Origin of the sequence: Persicirhabdus sediminis (genome assembly GCF_016595495.1) — a bacterium.
Taxonomy (GTDB): Bacteria; Verrucomicrobiota; Verrucomicrobiia; order Verrucomicrobiales; family Akkermansiaceae; genus Persicirhabdus; species Persicirhabdus sediminis.
The window spans coordinates 510,793-529,119 of the sequence record NZ_JAENIM010000039.1; the positions used below are offsets into that span (position 1 = coordinate 510,793).

Annotated in this window: 19 protein-coding genes; 6 read left to right on the forward strand and 13 right to left on the reverse strand. The window is 50.7% G+C overall.

All coding sequences use genetic code 11. The features are described from left to right. Nucleotides 1-57 precede the first annotated feature (57 nt). The 3 genes from JIN82_RS09585 to gltS form a co-directional block, all read right to left on the reverse strand. On the reverse strand, nt 58-390 hold the full coding sequence (locus JIN82_RS09585; protein WP_200311408.1) for a ribonuclease III domain-containing protein: 333 nt from the start codon (nt 388-390) through the stop codon (nt 58-60). An 82-nt stretch (nt 391-472) separates the two neighbouring features. Continuing rightward, nucleotides 473-766, reverse strand: a complete 294-nt coding sequence (locus JIN82_RS09590; protein WP_200311409.1) for a Dabb family protein — start codon at nt 764-766, stop codon at nt 473-475. 9 nt (nt 767-775) lie between these two features. Then, nucleotides 776-2,008, reverse strand: a complete 1,233-nt coding sequence (gltS, locus tag JIN82_RS09595) for a sodium/glutamate symporter (RefSeq protein WP_200311640.1) — start codon at nt 2,006-2,008, stop codon at nt 776-778. Between the two features lie 229 nt (nt 2,009-2,237). Here gltS and hisA point away from each other — a divergent pair, with 229 nt between their 5' ends. The 3 genes from hisA (at nt 2,238) to JIN82_RS09610 (ending at nt 4,829) form a co-directional block, all read left to right on the forward strand. Beyond that, nucleotides 2,238-3,008, forward strand: a complete 771-nt coding sequence (gene hisA, locus JIN82_RS09600) for a phosphoribosylformimino-5-aminoimidazole carboxamide ribotide isomerase (RefSeq protein ID WP_200311410.1) — start codon at nt 2,238-2,240, stop codon at nt 3,006-3,008. Nucleotides 3,009-3,808: 800 nt separating this feature from the next. Beyond that, nucleotides 3,809-4,306, forward strand: a complete 498-nt coding sequence (locus JIN82_RS09605) for a hypothetical protein (RefSeq protein ID WP_200311411.1) — start codon at nt 3,809-3,811, stop codon at nt 4,304-4,306. 22 nt (nt 4,307-4,328) lie between these two features. Beyond that, the gene (locus JIN82_RS09610; protein WP_200311412.1) at nt 4,329-4,829 is read left to right on the forward strand and encodes a hypothetical protein; all 501 of its coding nucleotides are present in this window, start codon (nt 4,329-4,331) and stop codon (nt 4,827-4,829) included. 166 nt (nt 4,830-4,995) lie between these two features. On the opposite strand, the gene JIN82_RS09615 is transcribed toward JIN82_RS09610, so the two are convergent. From JIN82_RS09615 to JIN82_RS09630, 4 genes are all read right to left on the reverse strand, one after another. Further along, nucleotides 4,996-5,436, reverse strand: coding sequence for a DUF3806 domain-containing protein (locus JIN82_RS09615; protein ID WP_200311413.1), 441 nt, complete (start codon nt 5,434-5,436; stop codon nt 4,996-4,998). A gap of 145 nt (nt 5,437-5,581) precedes the next feature. Further along, nucleotides 5,582-5,989 (reverse strand): hypothetical protein, encoded by a 408-nt coding sequence (locus tag JIN82_RS09620; protein ID WP_200311414.1) that lies wholly within the window; start codon nt 5,987-5,989, stop codon nt 5,582-5,584. A gap of 399 nt (nt 5,990-6,388) precedes the next feature. Then, complete coding sequence (gene lnt, locus JIN82_RS09625; protein WP_325099488.1) at nt 6,389-8,335, reverse strand: apolipoprotein N-acyltransferase; 1,947 nt, start codon at nt 8,333-8,335, stop codon at nt 6,389-6,391. A gap of 36 nt (nt 8,336-8,371) precedes the next feature. Continuing rightward, on the reverse strand, nt 8,372-10,303 hold the full coding sequence (locus JIN82_RS09630; protein WP_200311416.1) for a phospho-sugar mutase: 1,932 nt from the start codon (nt 10,301-10,303) through the stop codon (nt 8,372-8,374). A 45-nt stretch (nt 10,304-10,348) separates the two neighbouring features. Between JIN82_RS09630 and JIN82_RS09635 the strand changes: the two genes are divergently transcribed. Beyond that, complete coding sequence (locus tag JIN82_RS09635) at nt 10,349-11,242, forward strand: class I SAM-dependent rRNA methyltransferase (protein ID WP_200311417.1); 894 nt, start codon at nt 10,349-10,351, stop codon at nt 11,240-11,242. A gap of 94 nt (nt 11,243-11,336) precedes the next feature. Here the strand turns inward: JIN82_RS09635 and JIN82_RS09640 are convergent, their stop codons facing one another. The 6 genes from JIN82_RS09640 to gatC all read right to left on the reverse strand — a co-directional run bounded on the left by JIN82_RS09640 (nt 11,337) and on the right by gatC (nt 17,011). Continuing rightward, nucleotides 11,337-11,996: a 3'-5' exonuclease gene (locus JIN82_RS09640; protein WP_200311418.1), complete on the reverse strand. Its 660-nt coding sequence runs from the start codon at nt 11,994-11,996 to the stop codon at nt 11,337-11,339. Between the two features lie 95 nt (nt 11,997-12,091). Beyond that, entirely contained in the window at nt 12,092-13,039 is a 948-nt protein-coding gene (locus JIN82_RS09645) for an alpha-L-glutamate ligase-like protein (protein WP_200311419.1), read from the reverse strand. A gap of 4 nt (nt 13,040-13,043) precedes the next feature. After that, complete coding sequence (locus JIN82_RS09650; protein ID WP_200311420.1) at nt 13,044-14,603, reverse strand: UUP1 family membrane protein; 1,560 nt, start codon at nt 14,601-14,603, stop codon at nt 13,044-13,046. Beyond that, a complete protein-coding gene (locus JIN82_RS09655) occupies nt 14,593-15,132 on the reverse strand; it encodes an ATP-dependent zinc protease family protein (protein ID WP_200311421.1) in 540 nt (179 codons plus the stop codon). The genes JIN82_RS09650 and JIN82_RS09655 overlap by 11 nt, the downstream gene beginning before the upstream one ends. 122 nt (nt 15,133-15,254) lie before the next feature. Then, the gene (gatA, locus tag JIN82_RS09660; RefSeq protein ID WP_200311422.1) at nt 15,255-16,682 is read right to left on the reverse strand and encodes an Asp-tRNA(Asn)/Glu-tRNA(Gln) amidotransferase subunit GatA; all 1,428 of its coding nucleotides are present in this window, start codon (nt 16,680-16,682) and stop codon (nt 15,255-15,257) included. A 38-nt stretch (nt 16,683-16,720) separates the two neighbouring features. Beyond that, nucleotides 16,721-17,011 carry an Asp-tRNA(Asn)/Glu-tRNA(Gln) amidotransferase subunit GatC gene (gene gatC, locus JIN82_RS09665; RefSeq protein ID WP_200311423.1) on the reverse strand — a complete coding sequence of 97 codons (291 nt, stop codon included), beginning with the start codon at nt 17,009-17,011 and terminating at the stop codon, nt 16,721-16,723. A gap of 204 nt (nt 17,012-17,215) precedes the next feature. Between gatC and JIN82_RS09670 the strand changes: the two genes are divergently transcribed. Continuing rightward, the gene (locus JIN82_RS09670) at nt 17,216-17,536 is read left to right on the forward strand and encodes a bactofilin family protein (protein ID WP_200311424.1); all 321 of its coding nucleotides are present in this window, start codon (nt 17,216-17,218) and stop codon (nt 17,534-17,536) included. Nucleotides 17,537-17,651: 115 nt separating this feature from the next. Beyond that, nucleotides 17,652-18,197 (forward strand): GNAT family N-acetyltransferase, encoded by a 546-nt coding sequence (locus JIN82_RS09675; RefSeq protein WP_200311425.1) that lies wholly within the window; start codon nt 17,652-17,654, stop codon nt 18,195-18,197. Nucleotides 18,198-18,327 lie beyond the last annotated feature (130 nt).

Consider the following 18,327-nt stretch of genomic DNA (forward strand, 5'->3'; position numbering starts at 1 on the left):
CAGCTGGTGACCAGCTGGCTGAAAGTGATAGTTTGTAATGTTGGCTATTGAGCTCGGTTACCCTTTGCGGCCACGTTTCATGGACTGCTTTTTCTGGTAATTTTTCTCCTGCATGATGAAGATTGGCAGAAGGTTGGTTTCGATCCAGTCGAAGCCAGCTTGCAGTCCGTCGGCTTTGTAAATGCGACCGATTTCCGCTTCCACGGATGTTGGGTTGCCTTTCACTCTAAGGAAATCGTTAGATGTGAAGCGGACAAACATTTCACCGTCGAGTTTGTTAAACTCACGCAGGATGTACTCGCGTACATAAATGGCTAGCACACCATCGCCGATCCATGCTTCTTCACGTTCCTTGGTCAGTTCTGGGTCTTGTTTTTTAGGTGCAGACATAGTGTTATTAACTGGTGAGTTGGCGCTTTAGTGCGCTAGGATAATGCGATTGGCCAGCTCAAATTCGCGGAATCTCAAGTGCTCACTGGTAAAGAGCAAAATCTGCTTCCTGAAATTTCTCCACCTGCGATTTCCACGCTTTCTCTACAAAGGTGACGTGCCCCGGATGCACGTGGTACGCGTCGTAGGCGGATTGGTCGGCAAATTGCATGCTCAGCGCAAAGTCGTATTCGCATTTCTCGCTGACTTGTCGCAGTACTTGTAGCCCCTGGACCATCGGCAGCATGGCCAGCGCCTTGGCGGTGAGCATGAATGACTTCTCCTCAGCGGAGCCAGCTGGATGCTTGAGCGAGAACATGACGGTGTGGATGATCATGGCGGGAAATTAAAAGTTAGTGAGGAAGAAGGGAATCAAAATCGCATTGGCGAGGTCGATAAAGAATGCGCAGACCAGCGGCACGATGATGAAGGCGAGGTGGGATGAACCGTATTCTTTGGTCACTGCGGACATGTTAGCCATCGCTGTTGGGGTGGACCCCAGCGAGATGCCGCCGAAGCCAGAGCAGACGACTGCGGCGTCGTAGTTTTTGCCCATGGCAGGGAAGACGACGAATATGTTGATAGCAATGGCGATGGCAAATTGCGCAGCGAGGATGGTGAAAATTGGTCCCGCTAGATCTAGCAATGTCCACAGCTGCATGCTCATTAGAGACATGGCGAGGAAGGTGCCTAAGGAAATATCAGCCAGCATGGCGATAGATGGTTTGCGCGCTGGCCACGCGGTGCCAGTGAGTCGAGGCAGGCTTTTGGGCACCAAATTGGTGATCAAGATGCCGGCGAATAGACAGCTGACAAAAAATGGCAGGTCCAAGCCAGTTGAGGAAATCACCTTATCAATACCAAAGCCGAAGATGATACATGCATGAATGGCTAGAATGGCGTCGAGAAAATCCATGTGATCCATAGTCTCAGCTGGTTTGCCATCGTCGTCGTGGGCGAAACCAACATCTAGCGGCTCGTTTTTGCGTGGTACTAGCTTGTGTTTGTTGATGAGAAGTTTGGCAATCGGTCCACCCATCAAACTAGCTAGAATCAGGCCAAAAGTCGCACAGGCGACACCAATCTCAGCGGCATTAGTCACGCCGTAGTCGCTGGCCATTTTTGGTGCCCAAGCCACTGCGGTGCCATGACCGCCAATCAATGAGACCGAGCCGCCGAGCATGCCGACGGCTGTAGGCAGGTCAAATAGCCGAGCAACACCGACACCAGTTAGGTTTTGTATCACCATGTAGCCGATCGTGATGGCTAGCAAAATGAGTAAGGGTTTGCCACCTCTGAGCAGATCCTTGAGGTTGGCATTGATGCCGATAGTGGTGAAAAAGTAAATTAGCAGAATGTCGCGCGCGGCTAGACTGAAGGCAATTTCCACACCAGTAATGCCATAGATGGCGGCAATGAGAACGGAGACTAACAAGCCGCCTGTAACTGGTCCCGGAATGCTGAATTCGGTAAGAAATTTGACGGCGCTATTAATGCGGCGGCCGATAAACAAAACTAAGATGCCGAGAGTGACGGCAAAAAATGAGTCGACTTGAAGAATGCCTTCGTTGAATTCCATGGTGAAGCGGTGATAGTTAGGGTGGCGCTGGGGGCGTTGCGCGTCAGCACTAATCCATTCTGCTACTAGATGCAAGCCACGCATGCTAGCTAATAGTTTCAACACAAACATATGGCCCGGCGAGCTAGCTGTGCCGCGAGGATGTCAGCCAGCTGGGCCAGCTTACTTGCTGGCAAATTCTGACTTCTCACTTGCATCTAGCTAGCTGGCGGATTTAGCTGGCGGCGAGATGAGCATGATTCGACCTTGCATTGACCTGCACCAAGGAAAAGTGAAACAAATTGTTGGCGGCACCCTGAAAGACGAAGGCGCTGGACCGAAAGAGAATTTTGTTTCCGATCAAAGCGCGGCAGATTTTGCCGCCATGTACCGCCGCGATAATCTTCTCGGTGGCCATGTCATCCAGCTGGGACCGGGAAATTTCGACGCCGCTTGTGACGCGCTCGCCGCATGGCCAAATGGCCTGCAAGTAGGTGGTGGCATTTCGGTAGAAAATGCAGTCAGCTGGCTGGAAGCCGGTGCTAGCCACGTCATCGTTACCTCATGGTTGTTTAATGATGAAGGTCAGCTGCTAGAAAATCGCCTCAAAGAACTTGAACGAGAAGTGGGTAGAGAGCGCATCGTGTTAGACCTTAGCTGCCGCAAAACCAAATCTGGCTGGACGGTAGCCATGAACCGTTGGCAAACACTCACTAACATCGATATTACCGCCATGACATTAGATACTCTAGCGGAATACTGTGACGAATATCTCGTCCATGCCGCTGACGTTGAAGGATTATGCGGCGGCATCGATGCCGAGCTTGTCAAAGTGCTCGGCAGTTGGGCTGGCGTGCCGATGACTTATGCTGGCGGCGTAGCGACTATGGATGACGTTAAACTCATCGAAAATAGCAGTGATGGTAAAGTCGACGTCACCGTGGGCAGCGCGCTCGACATCTTCGGCGGCAAAGGCGTGAAGTACGACGAGATCGTCGCGTGGAATCGTAAGCGGCTCTAGTGGTACGGGCTGCGCCATAAGGTTCACTCGCAGGCTCGTTGCTGGTGCGGGCTTCGCCCTAAGGTTCGCTCGCAGACTCGCTGCTGGTACGGGCTTCGCCCTAAGGTTCGCCCGCAGGTTCGTTGTAGGTGCGAGTTTTGGGCTCACAGGTGTTTGTAGTTTTGCTGTGGATCGGAACTGATTCAACGCAGTCTTCTAGCACCCTTTCAGGGTGCGGTTAGTAGGGGCGTTATCTCAGGGCTGAAGCCCTGAGCTTTGTATTTAGCCGCCTTCTTCAGAGCCGCGGATAGCTAAGTTGTCCCAGTTGGGCGCTCTGTCTTGGTAATACGTCAACGGCGCTACACTGCCTAGCCTGCGGTAAGGCAGCCCAGAATGGGCAAAGCAACCCCAGGGGAGGGTAAAACAGAAGACGAACTCTGAAGGAGTTCACCATCTGGGTGGAGTTAGTGTTCACATTCCAAGATAATGCTTTTGTAGGAATGATTATATAGAAGGCTAGCCAATTCGCTAGATGGGGGGGAGAGGGGCAGGTTCGTCCAATTTATTTTAATCTAACTTAGTTTAGTTGCTGCTAAATATTTTAGTTCTAATCTAGCGAATATGAAGATAGGGATTATTTATAAGTCAGGCGCATCAGCTGATAGATGCTAGGCTACTAGGAACAAATAAAGCACAAAAGCATGATCACTGTACTATATAACAAAATAGATGACCCCCAAAGTTTATCACACAGAAGTTTCGGTAATGATTTGAGGCTTTGTCGATCATGTTATCACGTGAAGCCAGAGGCCTTGCCAGCTATGGATAGAAAGCTCATTATGCAAGGCGGCAAACCCAAATGTTTCCCGAAGGCGAATATTCCTTTAGGCTCGTTGGTGCTCGTGCACTCTGACCTGTATGAATTGGTGCAGGATTATCTAGGTGAGACCATTATCGTCTTTGATGTGGAATTTGAGAGAGGGAGGGCAAAGGGCTGGAAAGGCTTGATGGATAGCGAGGAGCTAAATATCCGCGGCGATGATCAGGTGAAGTGCAGGTGCTGTGAAGAATGCGGGGATACACTCTACTATGCCACGGGTGATCAATATATATGTGCACCAGGCGTGAAGTTCGACAAGGTGAGGCTGACGGACCTCCAGCATATGGTCATTCCTGAGCAGCTTGTTGCCGAGGTGAGCAAACTCAAAATGAAGGGTGTGCAGCTAAAGCCGATGACGTATCTTGAAACCCCGAAAGATGGTTTGCCGGCGGATCTAAGGGCATATGTGAAATCATTAGCTAAGGGAAAAGGTGCCTAAGGCATTATTAAGATTGATTAACATGAAGGCACTACAATCTTTTATCCCGCCATGCGGGAAAGTGGTTTTTCCTTTGCCTGCCGAATGGCAGCTAACGCCACCTCCTGAAAAACGCGGCATTCCGAAGCTAGAGGAAGATAGCTGCATGTATTATGGACAAATGGAAGAAGGTGATGTTTATGTCAATACCTTCGATGTAGACCAAGCCGCTGATAAAAGCAAAACGGCCCAGTCGATATTAGATTCGCTGGGTCGTGTGAAGGGAGTTAAAGCCGAGACGCTTGTAACGGGGCAGGCCTTCATGCGCTTTGATTCATCGCAAGGGATTTATCCAAAACACTCCTACATGCTATGTGGTGAATCCAGAGGGCGCTTCATTGTGGCGTCATTCACATACGAGCCAATGGATTTTAAAGACCCTGAAATGCAAACTCGCGAATCTTTCCAAAAGTTCATTGCTGACTTTGCCGACGAGCTGGAAGGGTACTTCAGGCTGGCGCATGTAGGTTACGAGTACTGTTAGTATTATAGAGCCTTGCTCCAGCTGAGTAGGGGTGTTGAAATTTTGTATTTGGTCCAATAGATGGCTATCAACCGATTCAACGCAGTCTTCTATCACACCTTTAAGGGCACGGTTAGTTAAGGGCGTTATCTCAGGGCTGAAGCCCTGAGCTTTGTTCTTTGCCGCCTTAACTGCTGGGGGAAGTTTGCTCTAGCAGCATGTTGTAGTAATTTACAACATTATGAGCAGGTCCATCTACGAGCCTTTGCTGGACCTTGACCCATGGCCAGAATTGTCCCGAGCCACTTGTGAATTGGAGTCCTGGCATGCGTTGTTCTCCTAGGGTAATTAGCCCCCATGTTGCTCCGTGATTGATGCGGAAGGTTTCTCCTAGATAGCATCCTAACATCCGAGAATAGGAAGTGATTTGTTCATCGCTAGGGTTCGCTTCTTTGATTTGTTTGTGAAGTGAGTCGAGAATGGATTCAATGACGGCAATGCTAGCATCCGATTGGTCTAAGGTGAGGCCGCTGGACCGAGCAAACTCAATGGCGCTATTGGCACTATTGGTGGCTAGCTGTTGCATTTTTGCATCTGGCTCAAAGTTGGCGGGCGTATCTTCGTTCATTTTTTGTGGTATTGGGTTCCTTCTTACAAGGTATCGTTGCTTAAAGAGAGGCTGTGTTTCTAGGCTGGTGGATATAGGTGATTAGAAGCCTTAAAAATATAAAACCACCTTCAGTTAGAGGTTGTTATGCTACTCTAAGAGTCATTTAGAGTTTGACCTGTGACAGGTCTAGAGACTTTTTGGCATCTTCTACGCTAACGACAAATGCACTGCCTCTGTGGCCGGCTGCTACGAGATTACCATTGACTGCTCTAGGCGATAAGAAGAGCACCTTGCGGCCATCTTCTAATATACCAAAGCCATTAGGCGAAAAGAGCCAGTCTTCTTCTCCGTGTGATGAGCTGAAGCGCAAATTTTGGTAGCCGGGAATATCACTGATTTGTTTGATGTCTTTTCCCGCGATCATTGCGCCCCACAGTGATTTAACTGAGCTGGTGTTTTGCAATTCTACCATGGCTGCCTTTCGCTCACGGAGCTTGGAAAGGGTGAAAACTCCGCCGCCCACAAGGGTGATGACGATTACGACTAGGGTGATGATGATGACCTTTTTCATGGGATTGGTTGTTTAGGTGGTGATTCTTGATAGGGTGATAGGTAATGATATTATCTGTTTGATAAGCTGTAGGCTGATCAATAACAGATTTCTTCGGGAGCCTTCTTGGTGGATATATTAGAGTTAGAAAATGTTCAATCCTTATATTGGTCGTTTGTTATACCGCTGAATAAAACTGTCAGGACTGTCTGAAGCATTAAATTGCCAGCCTAACAGAAATGCTGGGGTGATTGAAGCCAGCTCGCATGTGTTTGTAGTTTTGCGATGAATCTCAACCGATTCAACGCAGTCTTCTGGCACCCTTTCAGGGTGCTGATATTTGGGGCGTTATCTCAGGGCTGAAGCCCTGAGCTTTGTTCTTAGTCGCCTTCAGCGCCGTTGATTAGTTGGCTTTTGTAGCTACCCTTTGAGCACTTGTCTCATGCCGGCGATGACGAGCGGGATGAAGAGCATGGCGATGACGATGGTATCGCCGATGAGGGCGTATAGGGTGAGCGGGCCGGCTGTGGGCAGATAGGCGGTGCCAAATAGGGTGCCGCGGGTGAATGGTGAGCCATTTTCGTCTTCGATGACTTGGCGCTTGCCGCTGACTGGATCTAGCAGCGATCCGGTAGTGGTGATAATGGCTGAGACGCCGGTATTGGCTGAGCGCACCATCGGGCGACGCAGCTCGATGCAGCGGAATAGCGCGTTGGCGAGGTGTTGTTGGTTAGATTCGCTTTCTAGGAACCAGCCGTCGTTAGTGACATTAACAATCAGCTGGGGCTGATTGGCGCGGAAGAATTTGCGAGTGACGCGCCCCACGGTATCTTCGAAGCAGATGGCTGGGATGATTTGGAATGGTTCACCTTTAGATTCGGCTGTTAGCGGCTCAGTGGACGTGCCCGCTGAGAAATTGCCGCCAAATGATTGGCCAGATGAAAATTCAAATAACTTGGCCAGCCAGGGCATGTCATTGACGAATGGGATGTATTCGCCGTAGATGACGAGGTGGATTTTTTGGTAGGCTTGGATTCCTGATAGATCGGACGGGAAAACTGCCATGGCATTGTAGCTGTCGCCATTTTCCACGCCGTGATAGCGCTCGCCATCGAGGGTGACTTCCATCTGATTCGCGCCAGAAATGAGAGAAAAATCACCCAGCGGCAGGATTTGATTTTTCAGCAGGTGATCAACACGATGTTGGAGGATGTAGCCGTCTTGTTTGGAGAAGAGCAGCCAGTCGAGAATGGCGCTTTCCGGCCAGATGACGAGGTCTGGTGAGCGCAGTGAGACTTGCCCGTGGCCATCTTCATCAGTTTGTTCGGCGAGTGACTTCAGTGCGTCTTCCTCTAGCTGGCTGATGGCGTTTTCGGTAGATTCTACATAGCCGTTGTAGATGTTGTTAGCTTGTGCTGGATCCCATTTCACTTCCTGTGAGGTATTTTCCTGCACCAATAAAACATCAACTGGGGTGGTTTCTAGCTGTTTGATAGATTGGATTCTGAGCGTGCCATAACAGAAAATCACGGCGATGAGGCCGACGCCAGCGGCGAAGTCGAGGTGGGGGCGGAATCTCCCTTTGTGCGCCTCGCTGAGCATGCGCTGGATGGTGGTGACCAGCGTGCAGGCAACAAAGACAACGGGAAATGATAGGCCAATCAGGCCGATGAGGTCGGCAGCTTGAGCAATGACGAGGTTGTCGTGAAAAGCGACACCGAGTGTGTTCCAGCTGAAGCCAGTGAAGAGCCAGCCGCGTAGCCATTCAAGGCCCACCCAGAATGAGGCATTGAGAAAAGCGTAGTAGATCGAACGTAATGAGTTTTTGAAATAAGCGGGCTTGTTAGTTGATGACAATTGCTTGGCTGCCATCTTGCGCTCGATGTTGCTAACTGTCTGGCTGGAGTCATCACCGTCGTCGTTAGGCGATTTGCGCCACGGGTTGCCCCACGAGCTGGCGAAGATTCCCCAGATGCCAAAATAGATGGCGAGAAATAGACCGAGCGCGATGGCGCCGAGTCCACTAACGGTCCATAACCATTTCAGGTTGATGAGCCAGAAAACAGCGCCGCTGAGGTAGGCGATGAAGAAGGCTTGTTTTTTGCTGCGTGCGCACCAGACGCCGGCAATCAATGGCAACATCCAAAACCAAATCAGCCCAGAGTAGCCGAAGTTAGGAAAACACATGGCCAGCAGAACGCCGCTGAGTAGGCCGCCTAGCAATGGTAGATAAGATCTTGGGCTGCAGCGTGATGGTTTTTCTTCTGCTTTATCTGAAGGCGCGGTTGATGATTTTTCCTCAGCTAGGTTAGCCATGATGTGGGGAATGGGTGTGGAGTTGTTAGTATGAAGGCAAAAGAAAGGCACTCAGCCAGCTAGCTGAGTGCCTATCGATGAATTAGATTAGAGACGTGCTTTGGCGTCTGCTTCCAGAGCGGCCCAGAGTGAGTCGAGTCCAGCGGCTACTTTAGCCTTGCTAGCTGCGAGGTCAGCAGCTGGCTCATCTTTTCCGAACAAGTAGAACTTGATCTTAGGCTCGGTGCCAGATGGGCGGATAGCAAATGATCGGCCATCAGCCAGCTCAACGATGATCATGCCTTCTTTTGGCAGAGTATCACCTTCGCTGTCTTCGAAGTCGTCTTTTGAGTAGTCGCGCACTTTAGTTACAGCTACGCCATCAAGCTCTGTTGGTGGTGTTGCTGAGTATGAAGTGGCTAGCGATTTGATCTGTGCAGCGCCGTCGGCACCTTCCATGACCAGTGCTTTACCTTGCTCGAGGTAGTAGCCGAACTCTTTGTAGATATCGTCTAGCAGAGCAGCGATGCTCTTGCCTTGGCTCTTCGCGTAAGCAGCTACTTCAGCAAACATCACAGCGGCTCCGTTGCCGTCTTTGTCGCGTACGAAATCTGCACCGAGGTAGCCGTAGCTTTCCTCGCCACCGAATACGAAGAAGCGTGAGTACTCGAGGCGCAGCGCGCGTGAGTCTTCTTCGCTGAGTTCGCGGTAGTTGCCTTTTTTGTCAGCTGGAATGGCGTTTTCGTATTTCTCTAACTTAGCTGCGATGTATTTGAAGCCAGTCAGCGTGTCGATGATGCCGATGCCGTATTTCTCGGCGATAGCAGCTTGCAGCTCGGTAGTAACCAGAGTTTTGATGAGCACGGCGCGGCTGCGATTAGAGTCGGTGATGATGCCGTCTTCAAACATAGCCATGGTGCGGTACCATGCCATCAGTGAACCAATTTGGTTACCAGTGATGATTTCCATTTTGCCTTCGTCGTTGCGAATGGCGATGCCCATGCGGTCGCAGTCTGGGTCGGTGCCGATAACAATCTCAGCGCCTTCTTTTTCTGCTAATGCGATGCCCATAGCAAGTGCAGGAGCATTTTCTGGGTTAGGTGAGTCGACTGTTGGGAAGCGACCGTCTGGCGCGTCTTGCTCAGGCACGGTGATGACTTCGAAGCCGAGGCGCTCGAGCATGGGTACGGAGATGAGTCCGCCAGTGCCGTGAAGGTTGGTGAATACCACTTTAGTGCGCGCACCTTCGAGAAGTTGTGGGCGCAGCAGCAAGCTTTCCAGCTTGTCCATGTAGACTTTGTCGAGGTCTTCACCGATCAGAGTGGTGGTGCCTTGTTGGTCAGCTGGAAGTGGTTCGTATTTCTCGCTGTCGATAGCATTCACTTCGTTGATCACTGCAGATGCGTGCGGATCTACCAGCTGTGAGCCTTCGTTGAAGTAGGCTTTGAAGCCGTTATCGTGAGATGGGTTGTGGCTAGCTGTGAGAACGACACCGGCGTCGGCATTGAGTTCACGGATAGCAAATGAGATCTCAGGAGTCGCGCGAGCTGACTCGAAGAGGTAGGCATTTACTCCAAGGTCATTACAAAGTTTGGCGCAGAATTCTGCGAAATCTTTGGAGAAGTGGCGTGAGTCGCAGCCGAGAACGATGCTACCTTTGTCGCCGCCGTTAGCTTCTTTGAAGTCTTTGACGTACTTGATCAGTCCACGGATGGCGCGGCCGACGTTGTAGAAGTTCATGCTCGCAGTACCCACACATGGGTGCTCTGGGCGATCTAGTGGGCCACCTTCGCCTTGCTCGGCTTTGGTGATGATTTTACCGATGGTGCGGCCGCGTAAGCCACCCGTACCAAAGGCGAGAGTTTTGAAGAAACGGTCGTTGAGTTCTTGCCATTCGCCAGCGTCGATAAGTTCACGGATGGCGGCTTCTGCTACAGGGCTGATGGTGCCATTGAGCAGCGCGATGATGTTTTCGCGAGAGGATTCCAGAAGTTGGCCGCCAGCAACGGCCTGATCTAAAGATAATTTGATGTCCTGCATTTCGAGCTGGATGATATGAGAATAAAATGAGATTGCAATGCAGCGATGCGCGAATTACTGAAAAAATCTATCGAAAAGCGAACGAGCCTTTTGTCACACAAAACCAATGCCTTGCGACTGGTTGATGGTGAGGGTGATGGTTTGAGCGACCTATTTCTCGACTGTTTTGCCGACCATTGGTTGGTTTCTACGCGTACTGGCAGCTTGCCAAGCGACCTGCGCGAGTATTTTAAGACGACGGGGAAATCAGTTTATTGGAAGCAGCTGGACCAACATCAGAAGGAAAGTCCGAGCCATTTGGCGGGTCCAGCGGTGAATGAGCCATTCACCGCGATGGAAAATGGCGTGCGTTATAAAATCGACTTTCAGGCGGGATATTCGCAGGGGATCTTCCTCGACCAGCGGGAAAACCGTCAGCGGGTGATCGAGCGCAGCTCAGCTGGGCAAAAAGTGCTTAATACTTTTGCTTACACGGGTGCCTTTTCTGTATGTGCGGCGGTGAGCGGCGCGCAGACAACCACGCTGGATTTGTCACAACCGTATCTCGACTGGGCAAAAGAAAATATGCAGCTCAACCAGCTGGATCCAGCTGAGCATTATTTCTGCAAAGGGGATACCTTTCATTGGTTGAAGCGATTTGCGCGTCAGGGGAGAAAGTTCAATGGCATCATTCTCGATCCACCAACATTTTCGCGCGACGATAAAGGGAAAGTTTTCCGTGTGGAGAAAGATTATGGCACGCTGGCTGAGCTGGCGGCCAAATGCCTGGAGCCCGGCGGCTGGATGCTTTGCAGCACTAACTGCCGCAAGTTGCCACTGCATCATTTCACCAAAATGATCAGTCAGGCGGTACCGCGAGCACAGGTGACTAGCGAGATGATGCCACCAGAATACCGCGGCGAGGAATACCTCAAGAGCGTGTGGGTGGAGATGCCGTGATTTGCGCGAGATTCTAGCAATGGGCTGTCAGCTGGGTATTTCCAGCTGGCGTGATTGCTTGTTAGCTTCTAGCTAGAAAACTCTAGCTGGAGAATTATTTCAGCTCTAGCTGCCCTTGTTCTTGCAGCGCGTGCATCACCACGAGGGCGGCGAATGCGTCGTTAGCTGCATACAGCAGCTGTGACTGGGTGAGTTCTTTTTTTGCCCAGTTGCTAGTTGTGGTCGATTTTGATTTCTTAAACCCTTGGCCTAGCAGGACGCCAATGGCGCCGCGTACACCAATCTGCCCGCGGTAGCCCATCTTGCGGAAGGTGAGGTCGAGGTCTAGCTCGTTAGTGAGCGTGATGCCTAGTCGATGAAGGATTTGCCCGCGGTCGTTTTTTAGCCCAAAACCAACTTTGCAGACGTGCTCGGCAGCAATCAGCTCAGAGGCCGCTTTTTCGCAGCAGCTTAGGTGCAGTTGAAAAATGTACGCTTTGTCGGCGAGGGCAAACTGCACGACGTGTGGTCCCTGACTTTTTTCGCCAGCGCGAAATGTTGGTTTGGCTTCCGTGTCAAATCCCAGCGTGCCCGCTGCCATCATCTCTTTGACGGCGGCGTCACATTCAGCTGGGGTTTTGGGAACGATGATCTGGCTAGGGCTTAGCCCAGGGAAGGGCGGGTATTGCGCAGTTTCGGCTTTTGTTGGTGCCGTTGGTCTCGTTGTTTTGTTGGGTTTTTTCTTGGCCCCAGCCTTATCGTTATCTTGCATCATCTACATGTCGCCGCGTGGCGTATTAGCGAGGATTGTTTGCTGGCTAGCGCACTGTGCGCCAGCTAGCTAGCTGGGGGATATTGCTGCAATTTTGTCTATTGGCCAAAATGCTTCATTGAGAACTCGACGCGTTCTTGAAAGTTGCGCTCGGTATCAAGTTGTTTTTCAACTAGATCGAAACGTGTTTTCATGCCCATGCCGTTAGCCATTTGAATGGCAAGGCCTGGGCGAGCATTGAGTTCGAGAATGAGTGGGCCTTTTTTGGCATCCAGCACCACATCGGCGCCGAGGTAACCAAGTCCCGTCATGTCGTAACACTGACTCGCTAGAGTGATGAAATCCAGCCACTGTGGCACGGCGAAGGTGTTGAGGTCCTTGCCGGTGTCTGGGTGATGGGTGATCATTTGACCGTGCTGCACCGCGCGCAGTGCTTTGCCTGTGGTGATGTCGATGCCCAGCCCAACAGCACCTTGGTGAAGGTTGGCTTTACCGTCAGAATCTTTAGTTGATAGGCGAGTCATCGCCATTACCGGATAGCCGTGATAGAGGATAATGCGGATGTCTGGAACTCCCTGATAGGAGAAGCCATCAAAGGCATTGTCGAATTCTACCAACTCCTCAATCATCGCCACATCGTGTGCACCACCTAGGCTGAATAGCCCTGAGATGGTGGATGACGCGTGGTTGCGGATGTCTGCAGGGGTGACTACCGCGCCGCTTGGCTTGAGGAAGTTTTTGCCATCGCGACCAGTGATGACCAAGATGCCTTTGCCGCCAGATCCTTTGGCTGGTTTGATAACAAAGGCTTGGTCGTCTTTGAGGAATTCTTCTAACTCTCTGACGTTAGACTGAGTCTTCACTGTGCCTATCAACTTAGGCGCAGCGATGCCGGCTTCTTTACAAAGCTTTTTAGTGATCAGCTTGTTATCTACCATTGGGTAGAGTTTACGCGGGTTGTTTTGGGCAATGCAGACCACATTTCTGTGATTCATGCCAATGATGCCGCGCTTTCTCAGCTTTGACGGTGTGGTTAGGCGAAACATAGGCTTAGTCCTCGCGGGTCATTGGTTCAAAGCGACGTAGTTCACTCAGTCGGTATCCTGAGTAGCTACCGATCAAGATGATGGTCGCTAGCAGTACTAGCAGGAGCTCAGGGAATGAATAAGTGATGTGGCCAAGCCATGGATTACTCATGACAAAGTAGACAATCACAGCGGTGAATAGGCTGCCGCCACCTTGAACAAAAACATCTCGCGGTCCTTCTTCTTCCCACAGCACCGACATTCTCTCGATCGTCCATGAAATGATGATCATCGGGAAGATGGTGACCTGCAGGCCAGCTTCAAAGCCGAGTTTGATAGAGAGCACGCTGATAGTCACAAAGATGATAATTACAAATACCAAGACCGCGGAGATTCGTGGCACCAATAAGAGGTTGAGGTGGCTGAGGTAGGAACGCAGCACAAGACCAACAGCAACTACCACAACAAAGAGCGCAAGACCCCAAACCAGTGAGGTTTCAAGGAAAGTCATGGCAATGAGGATAGGCATGAAGGTGCCTGATGTGGAGATGCCAACGAGGTTACGCAAGACAACAACTACGAATGCGCCTAGCGGAATAAGTAGTAGAAGTTTGAAGGTGTTCTGTTGGGCGATTGGTAGCGAGTAGATTGAGAAATCAATCAGCATTGCTCCAGCTTTGTGGCCGGCGCCCAGTGAGGCACGGCTAGCCAGCACGTTGCTGGAGTTGGTGGAAAATGTGAGATTGCTCGTATATCTTTTAGCTCCAACAACTTCGAAGAGTGATTCATTGCCAACGAGCCACAGCAGGTAGTCGTCTTCGTTTTTGATTTGAGCTGTTTTTGGGTCTAGCAAGATCCAGTCGCCATCTTTGTAAACCTGCAGCATGGTGGTGAGCTTGCGGTTTCTGGCATTGTCTTCTAGCAGTAGCGCTTGAACGGTGCGCGCCTGGATGCCGGCTTGGTTTAGCAATCCGCTAGTTAGGGTAATGATGCCGCCGTATTCAGATGATTTATTGAGCAGTAGTCTAATGCTGTCAGACTCCTGAATGTTCATCATGCTGGCGAGGGCTTTCGCCATTTCGACAGGCTTTTTATGATATTGCTGTTTGAGTTGGTCGACGATGATTTTAGCAGCTTCTTCATCGGCACCTTCAAAAATGATGAGGGCGCGTGTATTTGGTGGCGCTTCGGTGGTGATGGTGCTGTCTTCGTCGGTGCGGTAGGCGCTAACGCGGTAGTAGATCGTCTGCGTTTCCGCTGGCGTATTGCTATTGATCCATTTCAGTGTATGGGTGCCATCTTTATCCTGATCGCTGCTGAACTGGTAGTTCTTGGCAATATTACGCTCTTCGATGACGGAGAAATTCTCCACATTCATCGCGCGGTTGAGTTTGACGACTGAGGCGAGTTTTTCGCCGTCCACCTTGTTGGGTTCAAAGGTGATCTTGGTTTCAATCGCCCAGACTTTGACGCGGCTGTCTGGTGTGAATGAGAATCCTAATACAAAATATTTATAGAGAGCTGCTCCACCGCCTAATAAGACGAGGATGAGGACGATGAGCCTCAGCTGGTTTTTAGTTTTCATTCTGGAGTTCTTCTTGAGTGATAGGGTGTGTGAGGTGGTCGCCGGCGACATCCACAATGGCTACACCTTTGAGAAAGCTGCGGCCAATGAGTACTGGGTACTCAAACTTGCTGCGATCGGTGAGTGAAAACTCAGTGTTAGAGCGGATCTTGCCCATGGCGATTTGCAGTCTAACGACTGGGCGCTTTACGCCTTCAGCGCCGTGGCGCTTGATTTCTACTGTACGTACAAGTGGCGCGCTCATAGTCGTTTTCTGATCTTTATGTTCGATGGTGAATCTAACCCACGGCTTGCCATCGCGCTCAAACTCTTCGATGTTCTTAGCGGTGATAGATGATGTTTCTGCGCCGGTGTCGATGCGTGCTTCCAGTTGGACGCGGTGCTCGGTCTTCAGCAGGACGACGGTTTCTACCGCGCCGATAGTTGCTAACGATGACTGTTTGGCTGATTTTTTCTCCTGTGATTGAGCTGGTAAAATTGATGGAGTCAGCAGGCAGCACAGTGAGATTGTAAGTAGAAAGCGATTCATAGTTTAGGTGTGTATTGTCTAGTTAGCGGTATGGATAGACAAAGGATGCGGGAGAAAAAATAAATCGAGTGTTGGTATAAAACAACACCCGATTTGATTAGATTCGGAATTTTTGAAAAAAACTAGCGAAGTTTTTCGTAGTTGGCGGCCACTTTGAGTACGGCAGCTTCGCCGAGATGTGGTCCGAGAATCTGCAATCCAACAGGAAGTTTCTCGCCGGTAGCGTTGTCTACAGTGCCGCATGGCACGCTGATGCCGCAGATGCCTGCAAGGTTGGCAGAAATCGTGCAGATGTCGGCGTGGTAGCGCTGCAGTGGGTTGTCGGAGTCTTGGCCAAACTCTGGGGCTGCAGTAGGGCAGACCGGAGTGACGATGGCGTCAACTTTTTCGAATGCCTCAGTGAACTCGCGCTGGATCAATGTGCGAACTTTCTGCGCGCGGGTGTAGTAGGCGTCGTAGTAACCAGATGATAGCACGTAGGTGCCGAGGATGATGCGGCGTTTGACTTCTGGGCCAAATCCTTCCTCGCGGCTGCGACGGTAGAGGTCGAGCATGTTTTCTGGTTTGTCTGCGCGGTTGCCGTAACGTACACCGTCAAATCGCGACAGGTTAGATGACGCTTCAGCTGGTGCGATGATATAGTAGGTGGCAACGGCGTACTGTGTGCTTGGTAGAGAAATTGGCACGATTTCAGCGCCGGCGTCTTCGAGTTTTTTGATGGCGGCGTCGATGTTGGCTTTTACCCCTTCGTCGAGCCATTCACCAAAGAATTCAGCTGGCACACCAAGTTTCATGCCAGCGATGTCTTCGCCGAGGTTGGCGGTGAAATCAGGCACTTCAGCGTCGAGGCATGTTGAGTCAGCTTTATCTTCACCCGAGATGGCATTGAGAATGAGCGCCGCGTCTTCCACGGATTTGGTCATTGGGCCAATTTGATCCAATGATGAGGCAAAGGCAACGAGGCCGTAGCGAGAAACGCGTCCGTATGATGGCTTGAGACCAACGACGCCACAGTGGCTAGCTGGCTGGCGGATTGAGCCGCCGGTGTCGGAGCCTAATGAGGCGATCGCTGTATCAGCTGCAACCACGGCAGCTGAACCGCCAGATGACCCGCCTGGCACGTGACCGAGTGCGTGTGGGTTTTTGGTTGCCTTGATAGCTGAGTTTTCCGTTGTTGAGCCCATGGCAAATTCATCCATGTTGGTGCGGCCCAGCGGGATGGCGCCAGCTGCTTTAAGTTTTGCGGTTACCGTGGCGTCATATGGTGAGTTGTAGGCGCCTTCGAGGAATTTAGATGCGCAAGTAGTTGGCTCGCCGATAACGTTGATGTTATCTTTGATGGCAATTGGGATGCCGCCGAGAGGCAAGCTGAGGTCGGCATTTTGCGCGGCTTCGCGTGCAGCTTCGATGTTATAGTTATTGTAGGCATCGATTTGGCCGTCTTTGGCTTCAATCGCAGCTGCAATGTCGTCGACGATCTGAACGGACGTAATTTCTCCAGCGAGAAGTTTTTTACGCAACGAGGCGATGGTTTCAGTGGCTAGTGACATGGTAAAGAGAAATGGATATGCGTGTGAATGAGAAGAAATTATGCGTCAACCACTTTTGGGACGCGCAGTTGATCGCCACTTGAGTCAGGGGCATTCTTGATCAAAATGTCGGGACCAAATCCTGGGCGGTGGGCGTCTGGGCGGGTGCGATCAAATACAGGTGATGCGTGCGCAGTTGGCTCAATGCCTTCAACGTCTACAGTTTGTAGTTGCTCGATGTGGCCGAGAATGGCCTCGAGTTGTCCTTGGAATGTCTGCAGTTCTTCATCGCTAAGTTCGATGCGTGCCAGATCGGCTACATATTTAACATCAATGTGGGCTTGGCTCATGACCCGCACTCTGGCGCGTCAGCGCCGACTTGTGAAGTGTGAAGTGTGGTAAAATGCGACGATTTTGCCTGTCGCGGCCGAACATGTGGCTGTGTGTCAGCATGTGGTGATTTATTCGGCTGGTGAGGCAGGTTTTGACGAGTGAATAAAAAGTGAAATCTATGATTGCTAATTGAATAATCTCAGGGCAAATAAAGTGTAGTTATGGCCAATGCAACTAACGTTCTCGCAAGCGGTATCGAGATTACAGGTACCATCAAGTTCTCAAACGACATGGTTATCGATGGCATCATCGATGGCGAAATCATCTCGGAGTCAGGTAAAGTCACTATCGGCGAAAATGCCCGTGTGAAAGGTGACGTGAAAGCTGGTGATGTAAAGTTATTCGGCCGCGTTGAAGGAACGATTTCTTCAAACCGCTGTGAGCTGAAGTCTAAGTCACGCCTCGACGGTGACATCAAAACTAAGATGCTGAGCATGGAAGAGGGCGCTGTGCTCTCAGGGCGCACTCAGATCGGGGCGTAATTTCCCTCTGGTCGTAAACCCCACCAATTTTCGAAGCACCCTAATTTAGGGTGCTTTTTTTGTTTTAATCTAGCTGACATACTTGCTAGTTGCATGAATCAGACTACATTGAGAAATGGTCCAGATTCGATTAGAAGATGTCGAAGATTATGGCGCAGTGACAGGCGTTATCGAGAAGGCATTTGCAGCCAGCGACATGGGCTACCATGGTGAGGCTGAGCTGGTAGAAAAGCTGCGTGGCGATGATAGTTTTTCACTCGTGGCTGAGCTAGCTGGTAGAATTGTTGGGCAAATTTTTTATTCACCAGTTTTGCTAGAGAGCGATCAACACATGATCAAAGGGATGGGGCTAGGGCCAATCTCAGTGGTGCCAGAATTACAGCGCGAAGGGGTAGGGTCACTGCTGGTGAATGAATCTATCCGCCGGCTGGAAATATTACAAACTGGGTTTCTAGCAGTGCTTGGTTGTCCGGATTTCTACCCGCGATTTGGTTTCGAGCTCGCCCAACACTATCATATTAATCATGGTTTTGATGGGATCAACCAAGGGTTCTTTATGATCAAGCCGATGGCGATTTTGCCCGCTGATCTACCAGCTGGTGTTGTGCTCTATCAAGATGCCTTTGGCATTCAGTCGCGCGATCTAGCTGTTGGGCTCTAATGGATTTCTAGCGAGCGAAATTTTCCGCCAGCTAGATAGCTAGCTGGCGGCTAAGTGGGTTTATTTTGAGCCATCTTCTAGTGACAAAAAAACGCCGACTGAGCTGGGCTCGTCGGCGTTTTTAAATTGA

Excerpts from the sequence above, each read along its gene's own strand:
- JIN82_RS09585 (WP_200311408.1), bottom strand. The coding sequence starts at position 390 with ATGTCTGCACCTAAAAAACAAGACCCAGAACTGACCAAGGAACGTGAA.
- JIN82_RS09590 (WP_200311409.1), bottom strand. The coding sequence starts at position 766 with ATGATCATCCACACCGTCATGTTCTCGCTCAAGCATCCAGCTGGCTCC.
- gltS (WP_200311640.1), bottom strand. The coding sequence starts at position 2,008 with ATGGAATTCAACGAAGGCATTCTTCAAGTCGACTCATTTTTTGCCGTC.
- hisA (WP_200311410.1), top strand. The coding sequence starts at position 2,238 with ATGAGCATGATTCGACCTTGCATTGACCTGCACCAAGGAAAAGTGAAA.
- JIN82_RS09605 (WP_200311411.1), top strand. The coding sequence starts at position 3,809 with ATGGATAGAAAGCTCATTATGCAAGGCGGCAAACCCAAATGTTTCCCG.
- JIN82_RS09610 (WP_200311412.1), top strand. The coding sequence starts at position 4,329 with ATGAAGGCACTACAATCTTTTATCCCGCCATGCGGGAAAGTGGTTTTT.
- JIN82_RS09615 (WP_200311413.1), bottom strand. The coding sequence starts at position 5,436 with ATGAACGAAGATACGCCCGCCAACTTTGAGCCAGATGCAAAAATGCAA.
- JIN82_RS09620 (WP_200311414.1), bottom strand. The coding sequence starts at position 5,989 with ATGAAAAAGGTCATCATCATCACCCTAGTCGTAATCGTCATCACCCTT.
- JIN82_RS09630 (WP_200311416.1), bottom strand. The coding sequence starts at position 10,303 with ATGCAGGACATCAAATTATCTTTAGATCAGGCCGTTGCTGGCGGCCAA.
- JIN82_RS09635 (WP_200311417.1), top strand. The coding sequence starts at position 10,349 with ATGCGCGAATTACTGAAAAAATCTATCGAAAAGCGAACGAGCCTTTTG.
- JIN82_RS09640 (WP_200311418.1), bottom strand. The coding sequence starts at position 11,996 with ATGATGCAAGATAACGATAAGGCTGGGGCCAAGAAAAAACCCAACAAA.
- JIN82_RS09645 (WP_200311419.1), bottom strand. The coding sequence starts at position 13,039 with ATGTTTCGCCTAACCACACCGTCAAAGCTGAGAAAGCGCGGCATCATT.
- JIN82_RS09650 (WP_200311420.1), bottom strand. The coding sequence starts at position 14,603 with ATGAAAACTAAAAACCAGCTGAGGCTCATCGTCCTCATCCTCGTCTTA.
- JIN82_RS09655 (WP_200311421.1), bottom strand. The coding sequence starts at position 15,132 with ATGAATCGCTTTCTACTTACAATCTCACTGTGCTGCCTGCTGACTCCA.
- gatA (WP_200311422.1), bottom strand. The coding sequence starts at position 16,682 with ATGTCACTAGCCACTGAAACCATCGCCTCGTTGCGTAAAAAACTTCTC.
- gatC (WP_200311423.1), bottom strand. The coding sequence starts at position 17,011 with ATGAGCCAAGCCCACATTGATGTTAAATATGTAGCCGATCTGGCACGC.
- JIN82_RS09670 (WP_200311424.1), top strand. The coding sequence starts at position 17,216 with ATGGCCAATGCAACTAACGTTCTCGCAAGCGGTATCGAGATTACAGGT.
- JIN82_RS09675 (WP_200311425.1), top strand. The coding sequence starts at position 17,652 with ATGGTCCAGATTCGATTAGAAGATGTCGAAGATTATGGCGCAGTGACA.